General features: G+C 63.9%; 10 protein-coding genes and 1 other RNA gene. 9 read left to right on the forward strand and 2 right to left on the reverse strand.

What is annotated here, in order from left to right:
* Positions 1-112: 112 nt before the first annotated feature.
* An RNA gene (gene ffs, locus ACTJK6_RS03620) (signal recognition particle sRNA small type) lies at positions 113-211 on the forward strand.
* Positions 212-265: 54 nt separating this feature from the next.
* Here ffs and ACTJK6_RS03625 read toward each other — a convergent pair.
* Both ACTJK6_RS03625 and ACTJK6_RS03630 read right to left on the reverse strand, forming a co-directional pair.
* Entirely contained in the window at positions 266-3,787 is a 3,522-nt protein-coding gene (locus tag ACTJK6_RS03625; RefSeq protein WP_440838363.1) for a UvrD-helicase domain-containing protein, read from the reverse strand.
* Positions 3,784-6,627 carry a PD-(D/E)XK nuclease family protein gene (locus ACTJK6_RS03630; RefSeq protein WP_440838364.1) on the reverse strand — a complete coding sequence of 948 codons (2,844 nt, stop codon included), beginning with the start codon at positions 6,625-6,627 and terminating at the stop codon, positions 3,784-3,786. Before ACTJK6_RS03630 ends, ACTJK6_RS03625 begins: the two co-directional genes overlap by 4 nt.
* Before the next feature lie 211 nt (positions 6,628-6,838).
* Here ACTJK6_RS03630 and trxA point away from each other — a divergent pair, with 211 nt between their 5' ends.
* From trxA to ACTJK6_RS03670, 8 genes are all read left to right on the forward strand, one after another.
* Positions 6,839-7,165 (forward strand): thioredoxin TrxA, encoded by a 327-nt coding sequence (trxA, locus tag ACTJK6_RS03635; protein ID WP_004626253.1) that lies wholly within the window; start codon positions 6,839-6,841, stop codon positions 7,163-7,165.
* A 189-nt stretch (positions 7,166-7,354) separates the two neighbouring features.
* Positions 7,355-8,617 (forward strand): transcription termination factor Rho, encoded by a 1,263-nt coding sequence (rho, locus tag ACTJK6_RS03640; RefSeq protein ID WP_004626250.1) that lies wholly within the window; start codon positions 7,355-7,357, stop codon positions 8,615-8,617.
* Between the two features lie 267 nt (positions 8,618-8,884).
* Complete coding sequence (locus tag ACTJK6_RS03645; protein WP_232042488.1) at positions 8,885-10,258, forward strand: sigma-54 dependent transcriptional regulator; 1,374 nt, start codon at positions 8,885-8,887, stop codon at positions 10,256-10,258.
* Between the two features lie 1,159 nt (positions 10,259-11,417).
* Complete coding sequence (locus tag ACTJK6_RS03650; protein WP_009238433.1) at positions 11,418-12,086, forward strand: LuxR C-terminal-related transcriptional regulator; 669 nt, start codon at positions 11,418-11,420, stop codon at positions 12,084-12,086.
* 63 nt (positions 12,087-12,149) lie between these two features.
* Complete coding sequence (locus tag ACTJK6_RS03655; protein WP_440838365.1) at positions 12,150-13,016, forward strand: zinc-dependent peptidase; 867 nt, start codon at positions 12,150-12,152, stop codon at positions 13,014-13,016.
* On the forward strand, positions 13,013-13,570 hold the full coding sequence (locus ACTJK6_RS03660; RefSeq protein ID WP_414560515.1) for a hypothetical protein: 558 nt from the start codon (positions 13,013-13,015) through the stop codon (positions 13,568-13,570). Before ACTJK6_RS03655 ends, ACTJK6_RS03660 begins: the two co-directional genes overlap by 4 nt.
* A gap of 203 nt (positions 13,571-13,773) precedes the next feature.
* Entirely contained in the window at positions 13,774-14,034 is a 261-nt protein-coding gene (locus ACTJK6_RS03665) for a type B 50S ribosomal protein L31 (protein WP_004626237.1), read from the forward strand.
* Positions 14,035-14,219: 185 nt separating this feature from the next.
* Positions 14,220-16,010 (forward strand): ArnT family glycosyltransferase, encoded by a 1,791-nt coding sequence (locus ACTJK6_RS03670; protein WP_414560514.1) that lies wholly within the window; start codon positions 14,220-14,222, stop codon positions 16,008-16,010.
* Positions 16,011-16,027 lie beyond the last annotated feature (17 nt).

Raw genomic sequence — 16,027 nt, forward strand, 5'->3', positions numbered from 1 at the left:
CAAAGCGAGGTGGATTTCCGACGCGGCTTCGGAGGGGTCAACCGCCATGCGCGCCGAGCGAATTGCAAGGATATTCAGGTGGGGACGTGGGAGTCGGTTACAATGCCGGTCGGACGGGCCTCCTCGCATGGTGGCGCGGTCAACCTGGTCAGGTCGGGAACGAAGCAGCCACAGCCGTTTTCCGCCAGTGCCGAGGGTCAGGCTCGTCCCCTTTCTCTTTTGCCCGTCCGCATCACCCTCCCCTTTTCTGTTTGTGCCGCCCGCGTCAGAACAACGCGCCTTGGCTGTCGTCGTGTGACGTCTGCACCGGCTTGGGCAACGCGTCCAGGTCGATCCACTCCCCCTGCGCGGTCGCCACGCCTGCGCGCACGGTGCGCCCCGGATACATCGGCGCGACGGCGGCCACATAGCCGCGCAACTGATCCGCATAGGCGGCACGTTCAACGGGCAGCAAGCGCAGTTTGTAGTCGACCACGAGGACGTCTTTGCCACGTTCGATCAGGCGATCGATGCGCAACAGCGCGCCGTCTGGGCCGAAGAGTTCGATCTCGTTATGTGCGGCATCGAAGCGCGCGGGGTCGAAAACGTGCGCCAGCGCCTCGGCTGAAAGCATCCGGCGCACGGCATCGGCGGCGCGCGTGGCGTCGGTTTGCGTGACGCCGGTGGCACCGAACCAGCGCGCGATTGTCTCTGCGTCGGGCGCCTGTTCAGGCAAGCCCCGGCGCGTCAGGCGCTCGAGCACGGCATGCAGCAGTTCGCCCTGCGCGACGGCGCCTTGGTCAAAGACGATATCGGCAGGCCCCTCTGCGGATGCGCCGGCCGCTCCGACACGCACCGTCACCGTAAGCGGCGCGCGGAAGTCGTGGTAAGAGACCGCCTCCGCCGCAGCCGCATCGCCGGCCGAATCTGCTAGGCCATCTAGCATCGGCGCAGGTGACGCCACGCCTGCCGTGGCGAGCAGCGTGTACCAGCTCGCCGTGCCGTCCACCTCGGGCGCATCACCTTCATCGACTGATTGGGCCGCTGTGACATCGCGCTTGTTCGCCACACCGGAAACGATGAGCGCTTGCCGCGCACGGGTCATCGCCACGTAGAGCAGGTTCCAGTTCTCGCGCTCGGCAAGCTCATTTTCTTGCTTGAAGAGAGACTCGCGCGCGAGGCCGCGCTCTGACGTTTTGCCGAACGCAGAAAAATGCACAGGCGCCTGCGCCCCGGGCGGCCAATCAATCAAGATGCCGGCCGTATCGACACGCGCGTCGCTGTGGTGGCTGTCGAGCAGCACGACGAACGGCGCCTCGAGCCCCTTGGAGGCATGTACGGTCAGGATCTGTACGGCGTCAAGTCCTTCGCTGGCAACTTCGGCATCAATGGCGTCCGGCGCTTCCGGGTCGCCCTGCATGCCTTCGTCAGGGCTTTCGTCCTCGTCACCCTGGCGGATGGCGCGCAGTTCGGCCATGAACTTCGGCAGGCTCGGATAGCGGCCGCCATCCAGATCGAGCGCGAGCTTCAAAAATGCATCCAGGTTGGCAAGCACCTGATCGCGGTTTGCGGCCGGTGCGCGCTCTGCATAGCGGCGCTTGAGTTCGCCCGTGTAGACGATGTGATCGAGCAGATCGTGCACGGGCAGCGTGGGCGCCACTGCCAGCCAGCGCGACAGCATGCGATGCGCGTAGCGCAAGGTGTCCGCCGCATCAGGCTGGGCGGCCAGCGCGATCAGGCGCTCCCACCACGTCAATGCGACCGTGCTTTCGCCAACCCGCGCCAGTGCGATGAGGTGGTCGTCGGTGGCGGCGAAGATGGGGCTGCGCAGCACATGCGCGAGCGACAAATCGGCCTGCGGCGTCATCAGGAAATCAAGCAGCGCGCACAGATCAAGCGCTTCGAGTGTCGCCAGCAGACCGCCACGGCGCGGGCTCAGATATGGCACGCCGGCGTCGCGCAGCGCGCGTTCGTAATCGGCGAGATAGCGTTTGCGGCGGACGAGCAGCTGGAAATCGCTCCAGCGCACGGGGCGCTCGACGCCACCCTCGCGAATGCGCTCGTTAGCGTGCAATGCGCGCAGGCAAGCGGCCACTTGGCGGCCCTCTTCATAGCGCTGCGAATCGCCGGCCTCCTCACGCGGCTCGGTGAGCGTATCGCGGGGGGCGGCTTCGTCAGCCTGTTCGGCTTCGGACACGGGCACCAGTGGCAATAGCAGCGCCTGCCCGATGGGTGCATCCACGGCAGTGCTTTGCTCGGCGTAGATGGGATAGTCACCGCGCGCCCGCGCTTGCAGGAACACGGCATTGACCCACTCCAGCACGGCCGGCGCATTGCGACGCGTGCGGTTGGTGCGCAGCACGGTCGCGTTGAATTCTGCGACCAGCATTTCACGCGCAGCATCGAACAATCGCGCATCCGCGCGGCGGAAACGGTAGATCGATTGCTTTGGATCGCCCACCAGAAACACGCTCGGCTGCGTGCCGGTGCCGGCATAACCGGCCAGCCAGCCCTGCAGGATGCGCCACTGCATCGGGTTCGTATCCTGAAACTCGTCGAGCAGCAGATGTTTGTAGCGCGCGTCGAGCCGCACCTGGAGGTAAGCGGCGGTATCGTCTTGCTGCATCAGGCGCGCGGCTTCCCATTCGAGATCGGTGAAGTCCATCGCGCGCGCCTGGCGCTTGTAGGCCTGATAGCGTTCGATGAGTGCGTCACCCAGCGCAAACAATGCTGCGTTGACGGCGCGCACGCGGGCTTCCTGGCGGCGGGCCTGGATGGTGGTCAGCGCTTCGCAGAGCGTGGTGTGCAAGGTCACCAGCGTTTGTGCGTGCTCGTCGCCAACGGCTTTGATGAGCGCCTTGGTCGGCTTGCACGCGCGCGCCTTGCCGGCTTGCGTATGGAAGGCGGCGAAGAGCGCATCAAATGCTTGCGCACGAGCGGCCTCATCCGACACATCGGTTCCGCGCGCTGCGGTGACCGCCGATTCGATGGTGACCGCGCGCTTGCCCTCGGCCGTACCGCCCTGCCCGAGCCACCCGGACACGCGCAGCATGTCGGACAACAACGCCGCATCCTGCAGCGCTTCGATCAACGGATCGACCGTCGCATCGTCGCCAAGCAGTGCGTCCAATGCATCCAGCGGACGCCCCGCCGCCTGCGTCTTGTACGCCCACCAATCGCTGCGCTGATGGAACATTGCATCGAGCAGGCGACCGGCCTGGAAATCGCCGACCAGATCGGCAAGCGCTTCATACGCGGCGCGCAAGTCAGCCTGATCGTCGGCCAGCAAGCCGCGCCAGAAAGGCGCCCAAGCTTCACGCCGCAGCCGCCCGGCATCTTCACGCAACGATGCGCCCTGCTGCACGCCAGACGACAACGGCGCCCCGCGCAGCAGCGAACCGAACCAGCCGTGGAACGTGTCGATCGCCATGCGCGACGGCGATTCCAGCACGCGGGCATACAACCCACGCGCGGTTTCAATCAGCGCGGGCGCATCGCGCTCATCCACCGTGCGCGCGATCAGCTCGCGCACGACGCCTTCATCGTCAGCGCTGGCCAGTTGCGCGAGGATATCGAGCAAACGCTGGCGCATCTCTTCGGCCGCCTTGCGCGTGAACGTGATGGCGAGAATGTCCGATGGTGCCGCACCCGCCAGCAGCAGGCGCAGCATGCGCGTGACCAGCAACCACGTCTTGCCGCTACCCGCGCACGCTTCCACCACAACGGAGCGCTGCGGGTCGCACGCGGCGCGCGAGAAGGCCTCGGGCGAGACCGCTGCGCCATCGCGTTCGTAAGCGTGATCGCTCATGCCGTGACCTCCGGCTCGCGCGGTGCGCCGTCCGTCCAATATCCCTTGCGGCACAGGCCACGCGCCGCGCAGTAGCGGCACGCCGATTCATCACCAAAGGCCGGCAGCGGCGCACCGGTTGCAAGGGCCGTCATGTCCTTTTGCATCTGTTCGATCAACCAGTCGACGACTTGCGTAAAGTCGGGCAATGCAACGTCGCGCTTGTCCCCGCGTGCCTCGCCGTCCAGCGAAACCCAGCCGCCGGAGTCTGCGCGCGCATCGAGCACGCCGTAAAACGGCAGTTGGCAATCCTCAAACGGCGACTTGGCGCGACGCACCAGCACCATTTGCGATTGCGTCTTGTAATCGAGCACCGCCACGCCGTGTTCGTCGTGCACATCGATGCGGTCGATACGGCCGCGCAAGCGCAGCGGGCGCTCGTCCGGCAACGTGATGGACGTATCGGCATCGACCTCGCCCGCCTCAAAGCGCCAGCCGTCAGCCTCGCGCGCGGCCTGCCACGCCAAGTACGACGGCATCACCCCGAGCCAGCGCCGATAGAAACGCAGCGCGTTGCCATCCTCGGCCAACAGCGGGCCGAACAGTTCATCGGTGATGCTTAGCAGCAAGCCCTGACGATCCGCCGGATCGTGCATTGGCGCTTCCAGCAACTGCCGGTGAAAGCGATGCAGGATCGCGTGCAGGATCTCGCCAATGTCGCGCTTCTCCAGCTCGTCGGACACCTCTTCCAGCTCGCCCAGACGAAGCATGCGACCGACGAAAAACTGGTATGGGCAACGGCGCAGGCTGTTGTAAGCGGCCGCACTCAGCGTGGACGGCACCAGAGACGGAGCGGCGGGCGCGGGCATGTCGGTGGGCTGGCTCGTGGTCTGCAGACTGGGCAACGTGACCGACGTATCGATACGAACGCCGCTCACCGCCAGCCGGCGCTGCAAGCGTTCGAGCCAGCCCGAAAGGCGATGCGGCTCGCCTCGTCCGCCATGGCGTTGCCAGGTCAACACCACCTCGGGCTGGTTGAGCAGCACTTCGGCCAGGTCGCGCGCCTGCTGCGCAAAGCGCTGGGCCCGGTCGGGCAAACCGAGTTCGCGTCGCACGTCGTTGGAGAAGAACAGCCACTCCGGCTGCGCCGACGGCAATTGCGCATCGTCACAACCCACCACCACGACGCCATCGAAGCGCCGCATGCGCGCGCCGTTCAGCGGCAGGATGACAACACGCCGATCCGCAGGAGGTGAAGGCTCGCTGAAGACCGCAGATTCGAGCAGCATCGACAGCAACGCACGCCACTCGGTGAGCGAGAACCGCGCGCCCGCATCGGTGCTGCCATGTATGGAAGTCCGCAGGCGGTCAATCCAGTCCAGCAACTGCCGGCCTGCATCGTCGTTCTGCAAACCGGTGCGCATATGCAGACGATCGAGCGTGCCTGCCAGCAGCGTTACCCATGCGTCGAGCGTGGCGCTGCCGGCGCGGCGCCACAGGGCCGCCTCATCAGCCAGCACGCCGAGGCGATCGGCCAGGCGGCTGACCTTTGCTTCGCCATCAGCTTCATTGGTGGAGCGATCGGCCACCAGTCGGCGCAACCGCCCCCAGCCACCCGAAACGTTATGCCGGCGCACCCGACGCTCCAGTTCCGCAACCCACGCAGGCGTGGCAACACCTGCGTCGGCATCGCGCAAACAGAACGGACTTTTGATGAGATCGAGCAGCGCAGCGGTATCGCCATCGCCCTGCACCACATCAACCCAGCGCATCAGTGCCGCAGCAGCGCGCGTCGTGGAGAGCTTCCAGCCGGTCTCATCGCGCACGGGCACGTTCACACGCGCGAGCAGCGCGCGAACCCGCCGCGCGACGATGCGATCCTGCGCCACCAACGCCAGCGAGCGGCGTCCGGCGTTCAACCAGTCGACCAGCGTATGCGCGGCGAAGGCCGCCTCGTCCTCAAAGCGGGCGGCACCCGCAATGCGCAGGATTGGCGCCGGAATCTGCGCGTCGCCAGCATCGTCCGCCGCCTGGGCGGGCGTGGCGCATTCGAGCCAGGCATGCAGCAGCAGATCGCGGAAATCCGCGTGTGTGGCGGGCGCCGCAGACGCGCCGGTTTCAGGGGCATTCCAGTCATAGCCGATGTTGAGCACAGGCACGCGCTCGGCGGCGCGCTGCAGGAAATCCAGATCAACTGCCTCGGGATCGGTCGGGCTCATCCACACGATCGGCCCGTCCAGTTCGTCCAGCAGGCGCCGCATGGCCCGCAGGCGCATTGGAATCGGGTCCGCCGCGCCCGAAAGCAACCGCCAGAACGTCAGCACGATGCGCGATTCGGTACCGAGGAAACGCTCGGACAATTGTGCGTAGGTACGCTCCAACGCCTCCGCCAATGCCGACTCCAGCTCGTCGGAACGCCCATCGGCGCCACTGTGCGCGGCATCCAGCGTCAGCCAACGTTGAGACAACTCATCCGACACCGTCACAAGCACCTGCGCCACGCCCCACAGGGCGGCATCGTCCTGTGCGCCAAGCGCTTCACGCAGCCATGCCTGCGTCTTGAGGGCCTGTTGCACGGCGAGCAGTCGCGACAGCGGCGTGCGCGCAACCGGCACACCCGCTTCGGGTGGCAAATCGAGCAGCCAGTGCCCCAGCGTCAGAATGCGAGGGAGCAAGCGCGGCGTGCCGGCTGCTTGCGCACTGGCGTGCAGGGCACTGCGCACCCCAGGAATCTGCGCGGCTGTCGGCACAACAACCGTGGCGGCACGCGAGGATTGGGCATGCACATCCAGAAAGCGCCATGCAGCGTCGGCGGCATGGGAAAGGAATGCTGGGCCAGGCGCGAAGGCAAGCGTCTGCATGCGAGGGAATATGGCGATATACCGGGAAACGTGCGGCTATCGGCCTGATAGCCACAATCAACGATTGAATCGGTTGAAAATGAGGGCGTCGGTACTATATCAGCAGCATCCGCGCCGACAGTGGTCTCAATACACGCCGGTTCGTGTAATCGTGTAATGTATGGGTTCGGCGCACGTCGCCAGCTATTACGAAATAACAGAGGTTCCCGCCATGAGCGAACAGATCAAGTATGTGAGCGACGCGTCCTTCGAGGCAGACGTGCTCAAGTCCGACAAACCCGTGCTGGTCGATTTCTGGGCCGAATGGTGCGGTCCCTGCAAAATGATCGCCCCGATCCTGGACGAAGTTTCCAAGGACTACGGCGAGAAGGTGCAGATCGCCAAGATCAACGTCGATGAAAACCAAGGCGTGCCGGCCAAGTTCGGCATTCGCGGCATCCCGACGCTGATTCTGTTCAAGAATGGCGCTGTGGCCGCGCAAAAGGTGGGCGCACTGTCCAAGTCGCAGCTGACCGCATTCCTGGACAGCCACCTGTAAGCCCTTTTTCGGCTGCGGGCGACCCTTCGCGTTGCCCCTCGCCCACGCTGGCGCACTTCCGCCTGGAAGCTCGCCAGCGTTGTGCTAAGATTGCAGCCAATCTGTTTCTCCGAGCGTTCGCTCGACCTTTCCCCCTCCCCCCGTTTCTCGTTTCGCCGCCCGTTCGGGCCCTTCCCTCATCTTTCGTCTATGCATCTGACAGAACTGAAATCCTTGCACGTGTCCCAATTGCTGGAAATGGCGGGGCAGCTGGAGATCGATAACGCCCAACGCATGCGCAAACAGGAGTTGATGTTTGCCATCCTGAAAAAGAAGGCGAAACAGGGGGAAACGATTTTCGGTGACGGCACGCTTGAAGTGCTGCCCGATGGCTTCGGTTTTCTGCGCTCGCCGGAAACCTCGTATCTGGCCAGCACCGACGACATCTATATCAGCCCGTCGCAGATCCGCCGATTCAATCTGCACACCGGTGACACGATCGAAGGTGAAGTCCGCACGCCCAAGGATGGCGAGCGCTACTTCGCGCTGGTGAAGGTCGACAAGGTCAACACGCAGCCTCCTGAGGCGGTCAAGAACCGCATCATGTTCGAGAACCTGACGCCGCTGCACCCGAACAAGCCGCTCACGCTCGAACGCGATATCAAGGCCGAAGAAAACATCACCGGCCGCATCATCGACATGATTGCCCCGATCGGCCGCGGCCAACGCGCGCTGCTGGTGGCAAGCCCGAAGTCCGGCAAGACCGTGATGCTGCAGCACATTGCGCACGCCATCGCGACCAACCATCCGGAAGCCGAGCTGTTCGTGCTGCTGATCGACGAGCGCCCGGAAGAAGTGACCGAAATGCAGCGTACCGTGCGCGGCGAAGTGGTGGCCTCGACGTTTGACGAGCCGGCCGTTCGTCACGTGCAAGTGGCCGAAATGGTCATCGAAAAGGCCAAGCGCCTGGTCGAATTGAAGAAGGACGTGGTGATCGTGCTGGACTCGATCACGCGTCTGGCCCGCGCCTACAACACCGTGGTGCCAACCTCGGGCAAGGTGCTGACCGGCGGTGTCGACGCCAATGCGCTGCAGCGTCCGAAGCGTTTCTTCGGTGCGGCACGTAACCTGGAAGAAGGTGGTTCGCTCACCATCATCGGCACGGCGCTGATCGAAACCGGCAGCCGCATGGATGACGTGATCTACGAAGAGTTCAAGGGCACCGGCAACATGGAAGTGCACCTGGAACGCCGCCTGGCCGAGAAGCGCGTCTACCCCGCCATCAATTTGAACAAGTCGGGCACGCGCCGCGAAGAGCTGCTGATCAAACCGGACATTCTGCAGAAGGTGTGGATTCTGCGTAAGTTCATCCACGACATGGATGAGGTCGAGGCGATGGAATTCCTTCTCGACAAACTCAAGACGACAAAGAACAACGCCGAGTTCTTCGACATGATGCGACGCGGCGGCTGAATCTCCTGTCTGCATAGCGAAAAGCGCACCCATTGTGGTGCGCTTTTTTATTGCTGCGTCAACCGCCTGTTTTTCCAGCGGATTTCCTCGTCAAAGCTGTGAAATTCGCTAGTTCGTTTGCATTACAGCGCGGGCGCGCAAGCGTTTGCCACCATCGTCCTTAAACGTCATCGCAAAAGAGAAACTCGGCAACCATACTGCAAGCCTGCCCTGGCTGAGCCGCCTCGGCAAAGAACGAACCACACCAAGAATCGAACGGGGGAAACCATGCGCGAAGAGTCGCTGGAATGTACTGCTGCGTGCCGAACCGTCGTAGTGGCGTCGCGCGCAGGGATGGGGGAGATCGACGAGACGATTCTGGGTGCAGAGTGGCACGTGCGGCGCGTAACGTCGATGCGTGAACTGGGTTGCGCCATTCGCGACGGCGTTCCCATGGCCGGGTTGGTCGATTTCAGCAGCGCGTTCTCCGCTGCGGAGTTGGATTTGCTCGAGCGCTGCATGCAGGTCTCGCATGTAGGCTGGGTGGCCGCCCTACCGCCCGCCATGCTGAATCACGAACGCGTGCGCCAACTCGTGCGCGACTACTGCGTGGACTACGTGCAGATGCCGCTGCGTATGGATGAGGCCGCGTATTCGCTGCGTCACGCCTGGGGCATGGCCTCGCTCGCACAAGAAGTCACGCCGGCGCCCAAGGCGAATCACGCTCGCATGCTGGGCGAGTGCCCCGCCATGCACAGCCTGTTCCGCGCCATCCGCAAGGTTGCGCAGAACAGTGCGCCAGCCTTCATTGCGGGCGAGTCGGGCACCGGCAAAGAGCTGACAGCGCAGGCCATTCACGAAGCGTCCTCGCGCGCAGGCGGGCCGTTTATCGCCATCAACTGCGGAGCGATTCCGCCGCACCTGATCCAGTCCGAATTGTTCGGCTACGAAAAAGGCGCATTTACCGGCGCGCATCAACGTCATATCGGCTGGGTCGAGCATGCCAATGGCGGCACGCTATTCCTCGATGAAATCGGCGACCTGCCGCTCGAGAGCCAAGTCAGCCTGCTGCGGTTCCTGCAGCAAGGCACGATCACGCGGCTGGGCGGGCACCAGGCGATCCCGCTGGACATCCGCATCATCTCGGCGACACACGTGGATCTGGAGGCAGCCCAACACCACGGCGGATTCCGCACCGACCTGTTCCATCGACTGTGCGTGCTGACCCTGTCGGTGCCGCCGCTGCGCGAGCGCGGCAGCGACATCGTGCTGCTGGCCGAACACATCCTGGCCCAGCACGCGAGCGAAGCCTCGCACCGCATCCGCGGGTTCACGCCCTGCGCGTTGCACGCGATGATGCATTACCCGTGGCCGGGCAACGTACGCGAACTCATCAACCGCGTGCGCCGCGCGCTGGTGATGACCGACAACCGCAAGATCTCCGCCGCTGACCTGCATCTCGAAGGCTACGCATCCGTGTCGGGCCAGACGCTGGAAGAAGCGCGCGAAGGCGCCGAGTCGGACGCCATCCGTACGGCCATCGCGCGCAACGGCTTCCACATGGGCATGACGGCGCGCGAATTGGCGGTGTCCCGAGTCACGCTGTACCGGCTGATGCAAAAGCACGGCATTCGCGCAGAGCATCCGCTGCATACGGCCTGAGCGTCGTCCGTCTCATCGGTTTCATGCGATCGGGGGCGTAGCGTTAGCGCTGCGCTCCTGAGGGGCATTGAGGGCAAGAACGAAGAACGACGGACCTGGCCCCGCCTGCCTCCCCCAATCGGAAGCATCCAGCATTTGGTTCAGTGCATTCAATTCAGTTGCCGGCAACGGAGTCAATCGGCGGTGCCAGCGCCGCAAACGCGGCCAGGTTGGTTTGCATCGGGATCTAGCTCCAGGATGGCTATTAAGAAAAGAGTGCCCGCCGGGGGACGGAGCACGAAACCGTTGAAGAACCGCCACGCGGGCCTGTTCGGCGCACGTTGCGAAAGCGCCACATTTTGGTGCACCCAAGGCTGCGCAACCAACGACAACCTTTGCCAAGAGACTGTTGCGGCGCCGGCAATCTGACACGGTAAGCGGCACATACCGCAAAGCACCCCACTTCCGGGGGGATTGCGAAAGCCCCTTCGCCGTTGGATTGTTAAGCCACGCATGCGACGTACTCAGTTCGCCGTCCGTGAGTGCGGACACGACAGAACCGGTGGATGGATCGAATGCGCGGGTGGGAATGAGACCGAATGCGAGTCGCGCCGGCAACGTATCGGCGAGAACGCTTCGAAGGGCGATCAGCGGTGTAACTGGACGCCGCGCGACGAAATCGCCGTCTACTGCAAGCGCAGGCACCATGACGATCATGGCCGTGCGATTTGCGACCACTCCGGTCTTCTCGACCGTCCACCCGAACGGCAAACGTCGAGCACAGCGCTGCGCGATTGTCGGCATGGCTCGCTCCTCCCCGACGGATATAGAGCGACATCCATGCCATGATGGCTAACGCCTTGTTTTAACGGGATATTTTCCACACGGAGAACCGCGCGCCCCTGCATGGCATGCGTTTTTTGTGTCGCGACTGAAACAGCAGTCGCCACAAAAACCGCGGTTATCGGGCGCAGGTGCTGCGGTGGTCGAATTGCGCGCCCTGGCAAATGCTGGGCTACAGTACCCAGGACGCCGCAAGGAGGGTCCCGAGGCATGGCCGTGGCGGCTGTCATTTTTGACTTCCGCCACTAAAATGATTCGGAACGGGGGTCTGCTCCGGCCTGTATCTCGCCTGGGCGACAAGGATGTTCGCAAGATCGGTAACAGGTCGAGAACAACGATGAACACTGTTTTGATCGAAGCCCATCCGTTGGTGCGTACAGGCATTGCGCACCTGCTACGGACGCTCAAGGGCGTCACTGGCGTCACGGTTGTCGAACCGGACGAAGGGATGTTCGACGCCATCGAAACCAATGCCGACGCCGGACTCCTTGTGATCGGCCTGCCGTTGCCACATCTCGACGAGTTGTCGGCCATCGGCGAAATCATGCATCGGCCCCATGCGCGCCACGTGGTCGTGCTGGCGGAATCCGAATCGCCCGACATCATCCGTACGCTCATGCAGATGGGATTGTCAGGCTACACGCTCAAGCATTCGCCGGGCGAAGTCATCGCAGCTTCGCTGGAGCTCGTTCTGGTGGGTGGTCAATACATTCCGGCCAGCGCGCTGCTGCCGGAATCACGCCTGGACGGCGCACCAAACCCGGCGCTTGCAGGCGACCCGCAGACCGATCCGAAGCTGCTCGGCATCACGCCGCGGCAGTACGAGATTCTGGTGCTGCTCTCGCGCGGGCATCCGGTCAAGACCATCAGCCGCATGCTGAACATCTCCGAGGCGACAGCCAAGGCGCATATCAGCACGCTGTATCGGCGCCTGAAAGTCCGCAGCCGCACCGAGGCCGTGTACGTCGCCAATCAGCGCGGTGCACGACTCCTCTCAGTCGCCTGATTCCCCGACAAGGGCGCAAGCGCGCGTCGCAAAGCTGCAGGCGCCGGCCGATATACTGGACGCATGCTTTCGTCTGTCCTCCGATGGTTCTCCGGCCGCGCACGCACGCGGCGGCTGAACCGTTACGCCATCTCCGACGCGCTGTGGTCACGCGCGCTCGATAGCCTGCCCTTCCTGCTCGACTGGTCTGACGCAGACCTCGCACGCCTGCGTGAAACGGCCACGCTCTTCATCGCCGAAAAGGAATTCACCACCGCGCACGATTTGCCGCTCACCGACGACATGGTGATCAGCGTAGCCGTGCAGGCCAGCGTGCCGATCCTGGAGTTGGGCATGTCGTGGTATGCCGGATGGCACGGGGTGGTCATCTACCCCGGAGAGTTCGTCATCCGCAAGGAGGTCATGGATGAAGACGGCGTCGTACACAACGTGCGCGAAGAAGCCGCCGGCGAGGCATGGGAGCACGGCCCGGTCATCCTCTCGTGGCAGGACATTGAACTTGGGGGCGCACTGGCCGCGCCAGGCGCGCAGCCATACAACGTGGTCGTGCACGAGTTTGCACACAAGCTCGACATGCTCAACGGCGAATCGGACGGCGTCCCGGCGTTTTCATCGCGGCTGCATGCCGATGTTGACCGCGAGCAATGGGCCGATGACCTCTATGCCGAGTACGACGCCTTCGCCAATCGTTGCGACCAGATTCCCGAGCGCCGGTGGGGCGACGACCCGATCCTTTCATTGCTCGACCCCTATGGCGCACAGCATCCGTCGGAGTTCTTTGCGGTGGGGTCGGAGGTGTTCTTCGTAGAGCCGGTCGCCATGCTCGAGACGCTGCCCTCGTTGTACGCGCTCCTGCAAGACTTCTACCTGCAAGATCCGGCACGGCGCGTGCTGGACGCTGAGCAACGCCAGGAGGGATTCCTGCCATGACGATTCGCCAAGCGCTTCGCACAACGCTGCTCGGTAGTTGTCTCGCTGCCGGCACAGCGTGGGCACAGCCAGCCGTGCCCGTAATCCTCAGCGTCACCGCCCAATTCGATGGGCAATCAGAAACCAAACGCGTCACGCTTTCGGCCGACACATCCACCACGGGCGAGCACATCGCACTGCTCGAACGTACCCACACGTACGACGTGGGCGGCTCGATGCCCAGGAAAGAATGGGAGGCGCGCTTCGCCGCCGGCCTGCCCGATGACACAATCCCGCTCGGCTGCGACACCACTACCTGCCAATTCATGCGCCACCGCTGGGCCAAGACCGGCGTGGACGTCACCCTGCGGCCGATGGGAGCGTCGGGCGAGTTCCAGACGCTGTCCATCGGTGTAACGCTGCATCGGTTCCAGCCGTCGCCCGACACCGAGGCCCCTGCACGCGTCGACACCTTGGCGCGCAACCTCGACACCTCGTTGCGCGTCGGCGACACCAGGACCGTGGATCTGGACGGCCACGGCGTGCTCACGATCGAGCGTCTGGCCAAACCTTGATCGAAATAGGCTCCTAAAGTCACTTTCCGATGCGCCGGCACGACGGATTTTGCGGCTGGCGCGTTGCTCAAGCCTTTGTTTCTCTGGCATAATCCTCGTTTCTCCACCCGGCAAGTGATTCGAGGGCTGGTCGCACGGTGGCTCCTACCATGTGAGCACCTGAAGCGCGCCGCGAATTGGCTACCTCTACCCCAGGGCCCATCATGAAAGAAGGCATTCACCCGAATTACCGCGAAGTCGTGTTCCAGGACATGTCCAGCGACTTCAAGTTCATCACCCGCTCGACCATCCAGACCAAGGAAATGATCACGCTGGACGGCAAGGAATATCCGCTGGCAAAGATCGAAGTCTCGTCCGAATCGCACCCGTTCTACACGGGCCAGCAAAAGGTTCTGGACACGGCAGGCCGCGTCGAAAAGTTCCGCAACAAGTTCGGCAGCAAGATCGGCAAGGCTGCCAAGTAATACCGGCGCCGGAGACGGCTCAGCGCATGACCCGCTCAGTGCAGACCGTCCTAGTGGTCAGAAAAAGGCAGCTCCGGCTGCCTTTTTTGTTTTTCGGCACATGTTAGGCCGTTGATTCGGCTTCTCTCTTTACGATCAGCACGTCGCTGTGCAACCCCGGCCGGGCTCGCCCGGTCTGACACTCGATGAACACCACCCGCGTCTCGCGCATCCGCCTGACTGCCGCCGCCACCCGTGAGTTGCCGCGTTGGCTGCTGCTCGCCATCTGCGTGATCTACGGCCTGTCGGGCCTGTTTTCGCGCGACCCGTGGAAGAACGAAGACGCCGCCGGCTTCGGCGCGATGTGGACGCTAGCCACCGGCAACGCGCAAGACTGGCTGATGCCGAACATCGTCGGGCGCCCTGTCGTGCAATCGGGGCCGCTGGTGTTCTGGATCGGCGCGGCGTTCATTCGCCTCTTCGGACAATGGCTCGGCCCCGCGGATGCGTCGCGCCTGGCGACCGCCCTCTTCTTCTTCGTCACCAGCGCGTGCATCTGGTATGGCGCCTATCTGCTGGGTCGTCGCGCGGAAGTCCAACCGTTTGAATTCGTCTTTGGTGGCCAGCCCAACACGCGCGACTACGGCCGTACGCTGGCAGATGGCGCACTACTGATCTTCCTCGCCTGCGTAGGCCTCGCGCAGCGCGGTCACGAAACGACACCGCTGGTTGGGGCGCTCTGCTTCGTGGCGGTCGCGGTGTATGGCTTGATCCGAGCGCTGGACAAGCCGGTGCACGGCAGTCTCATCTACGGCGTCGGCATCGGTTGCCTGTCGCTGGCGGGCGGCCCAATCCTGCCCCTGACAATCACGGTGGCCGTATTGATCGCCGCGCATGCCACGCGCGTGCTGCCGCTGCGCCCACTGCTCACAGTCGCACTGCCCGTGTCGCTCGTACTGGGATGCTCATGGCCGGCGATGGCGTACTTGCTGGCAAATAATCCGACTGACGCCGTGACCTACGTTCGCGAATGGGCACGCTTCGATCGCCACCAATACGCTGGCCCGACGGCGCATTCGCTCGGCTTCGTCGCGCGCAACCTGCCATTGTTCGCCTGGCCGGTCTGGCCGCTGGCCGCATGGGCGTGGAAGAGCTGGGGCGGCATGCGTACCGCTCCGCATATCACGTTGCCCTTGGCCGTCCTACTGCCGCAGTTGGTGCTGCTGCTCATGCAGCCCCACCCGGGCGACGACGGATTCCTGCTGCTGATTCCACCGATGGCCGTGATGGCCACGTTCGCGCTGCCGACACTCAAGCGAGGCGCCATCAGCGCAATCGACTGGTTTGCGCTGCTGGCCTTCACCATCCTGGGCGGCACGCTATGGCTGCTGTGGATCGCCAAGATGACGGGCTTTCCGCCTCAGCTTGCGCGCAACGTGTACCGCATCGTACCGGGCTATCGACCCGAGTTCAGCTGGACCGCACTGGTCTGCGCGCTGCTCGTGACCGCGGCGTGGGTGCTCATCGTCGTATGGCGCACATCGCGCGCGCCCAAGGCCATCTGGCGCGCGGTGGTGATCTCGGCCGCCGGCACTACGCTGATGTGGGTGCTGATGATGACGCTGTGGCTACCCACCATCAACTACGCCAAGACATATCGCGATGTCGCGCAGTCGGCCGCCCTCGCACTGCCGCGCACCTACACATGCGTGCAGCCGATCCGTATGGGCGATGCGCAGCTCGCCTCATTTGCGTACTTCGGCCACATCCGTTTTGGCAGCGCCGAAGACAACTGCGACATCCTGCTGCGTCATGATCCGTACGACTACGGCGCACCGACGAGCGTCTCCAACTACGAGTGGCGCCTGATCTGGGAAGGCCGCCGCCCAGCCGATCGCGATGAGCACTTCCGCATGTACCGCCTGACTGAAGCCGCGGCCGCCAAACATCCGCCGCCCACCCCGGCAACCACACGCCGACGCAAGCTGCGCCAGTAAGGTTTCCGTAGCCCCTC

The organism is Ralstonia sp. 22086 (assembly GCF_052045975.1).
Classification (GTDB): domain Bacteria; phylum Pseudomonadota; class Gammaproteobacteria; order Burkholderiales; family Burkholderiaceae; genus Ralstonia; species Ralstonia wenshanensis.

Bases quoted from the DNA above. Each gene is read 5' to 3' on its own strand.
- ACTJK6_RS03650 (WP_009238433.1), top strand. From the start codon at position 11,418: ATGAACACTGTTTTGATCGAAGCCCATCCGTTGGTGCGTACAGGCATT.
- ACTJK6_RS03660 (WP_414560515.1), top strand. From the start codon at position 13,013: ATGACGATTCGCCAAGCGCTTCGCACAACGCTGCTCGGTAGTTGTCTC.
- rho (WP_004626250.1), top strand. From the start codon at position 7,355: ATGCATCTGACAGAACTGAAATCCTTGCACGTGTCCCAATTGCTGGAA.
- ACTJK6_RS03665 (WP_004626237.1), top strand. From the start codon at position 13,774: ATGAAAGAAGGCATTCACCCGAATTACCGCGAAGTCGTGTTCCAGGAC.
- trxA (WP_004626253.1), top strand. From the start codon at position 6,839: ATGAGCGAACAGATCAAGTATGTGAGCGACGCGTCCTTCGAGGCAGAC.
- ACTJK6_RS03670 (WP_414560514.1), top strand. From the start codon at position 14,220: ATGAACACCACCCGCGTCTCGCGCATCCGCCTGACTGCCGCCGCCACC.
- ACTJK6_RS03645 (WP_232042488.1), top strand. From the start codon at position 8,885: ATGCGCGAAGAGTCGCTGGAATGTACTGCTGCGTGCCGAACCGTCGTA.
- ACTJK6_RS03655 (WP_440838365.1), top strand. From the start codon at position 12,150: ATGCTTTCGTCTGTCCTCCGATGGTTCTCCGGCCGCGCACGCACGCGG.
- ACTJK6_RS03625 (WP_440838363.1), bottom strand. From the start codon at position 3,787: ATGAGCGATCACGCTTACGAACGCGATGGCGCAGCGGTCTCGCCCGAG.
- ACTJK6_RS03630 (WP_440838364.1), bottom strand. From the start codon at position 6,627: ATGCAGACGCTTGCCTTCGCGCCTGGCCCAGCATTCCTTTCCCATGCC.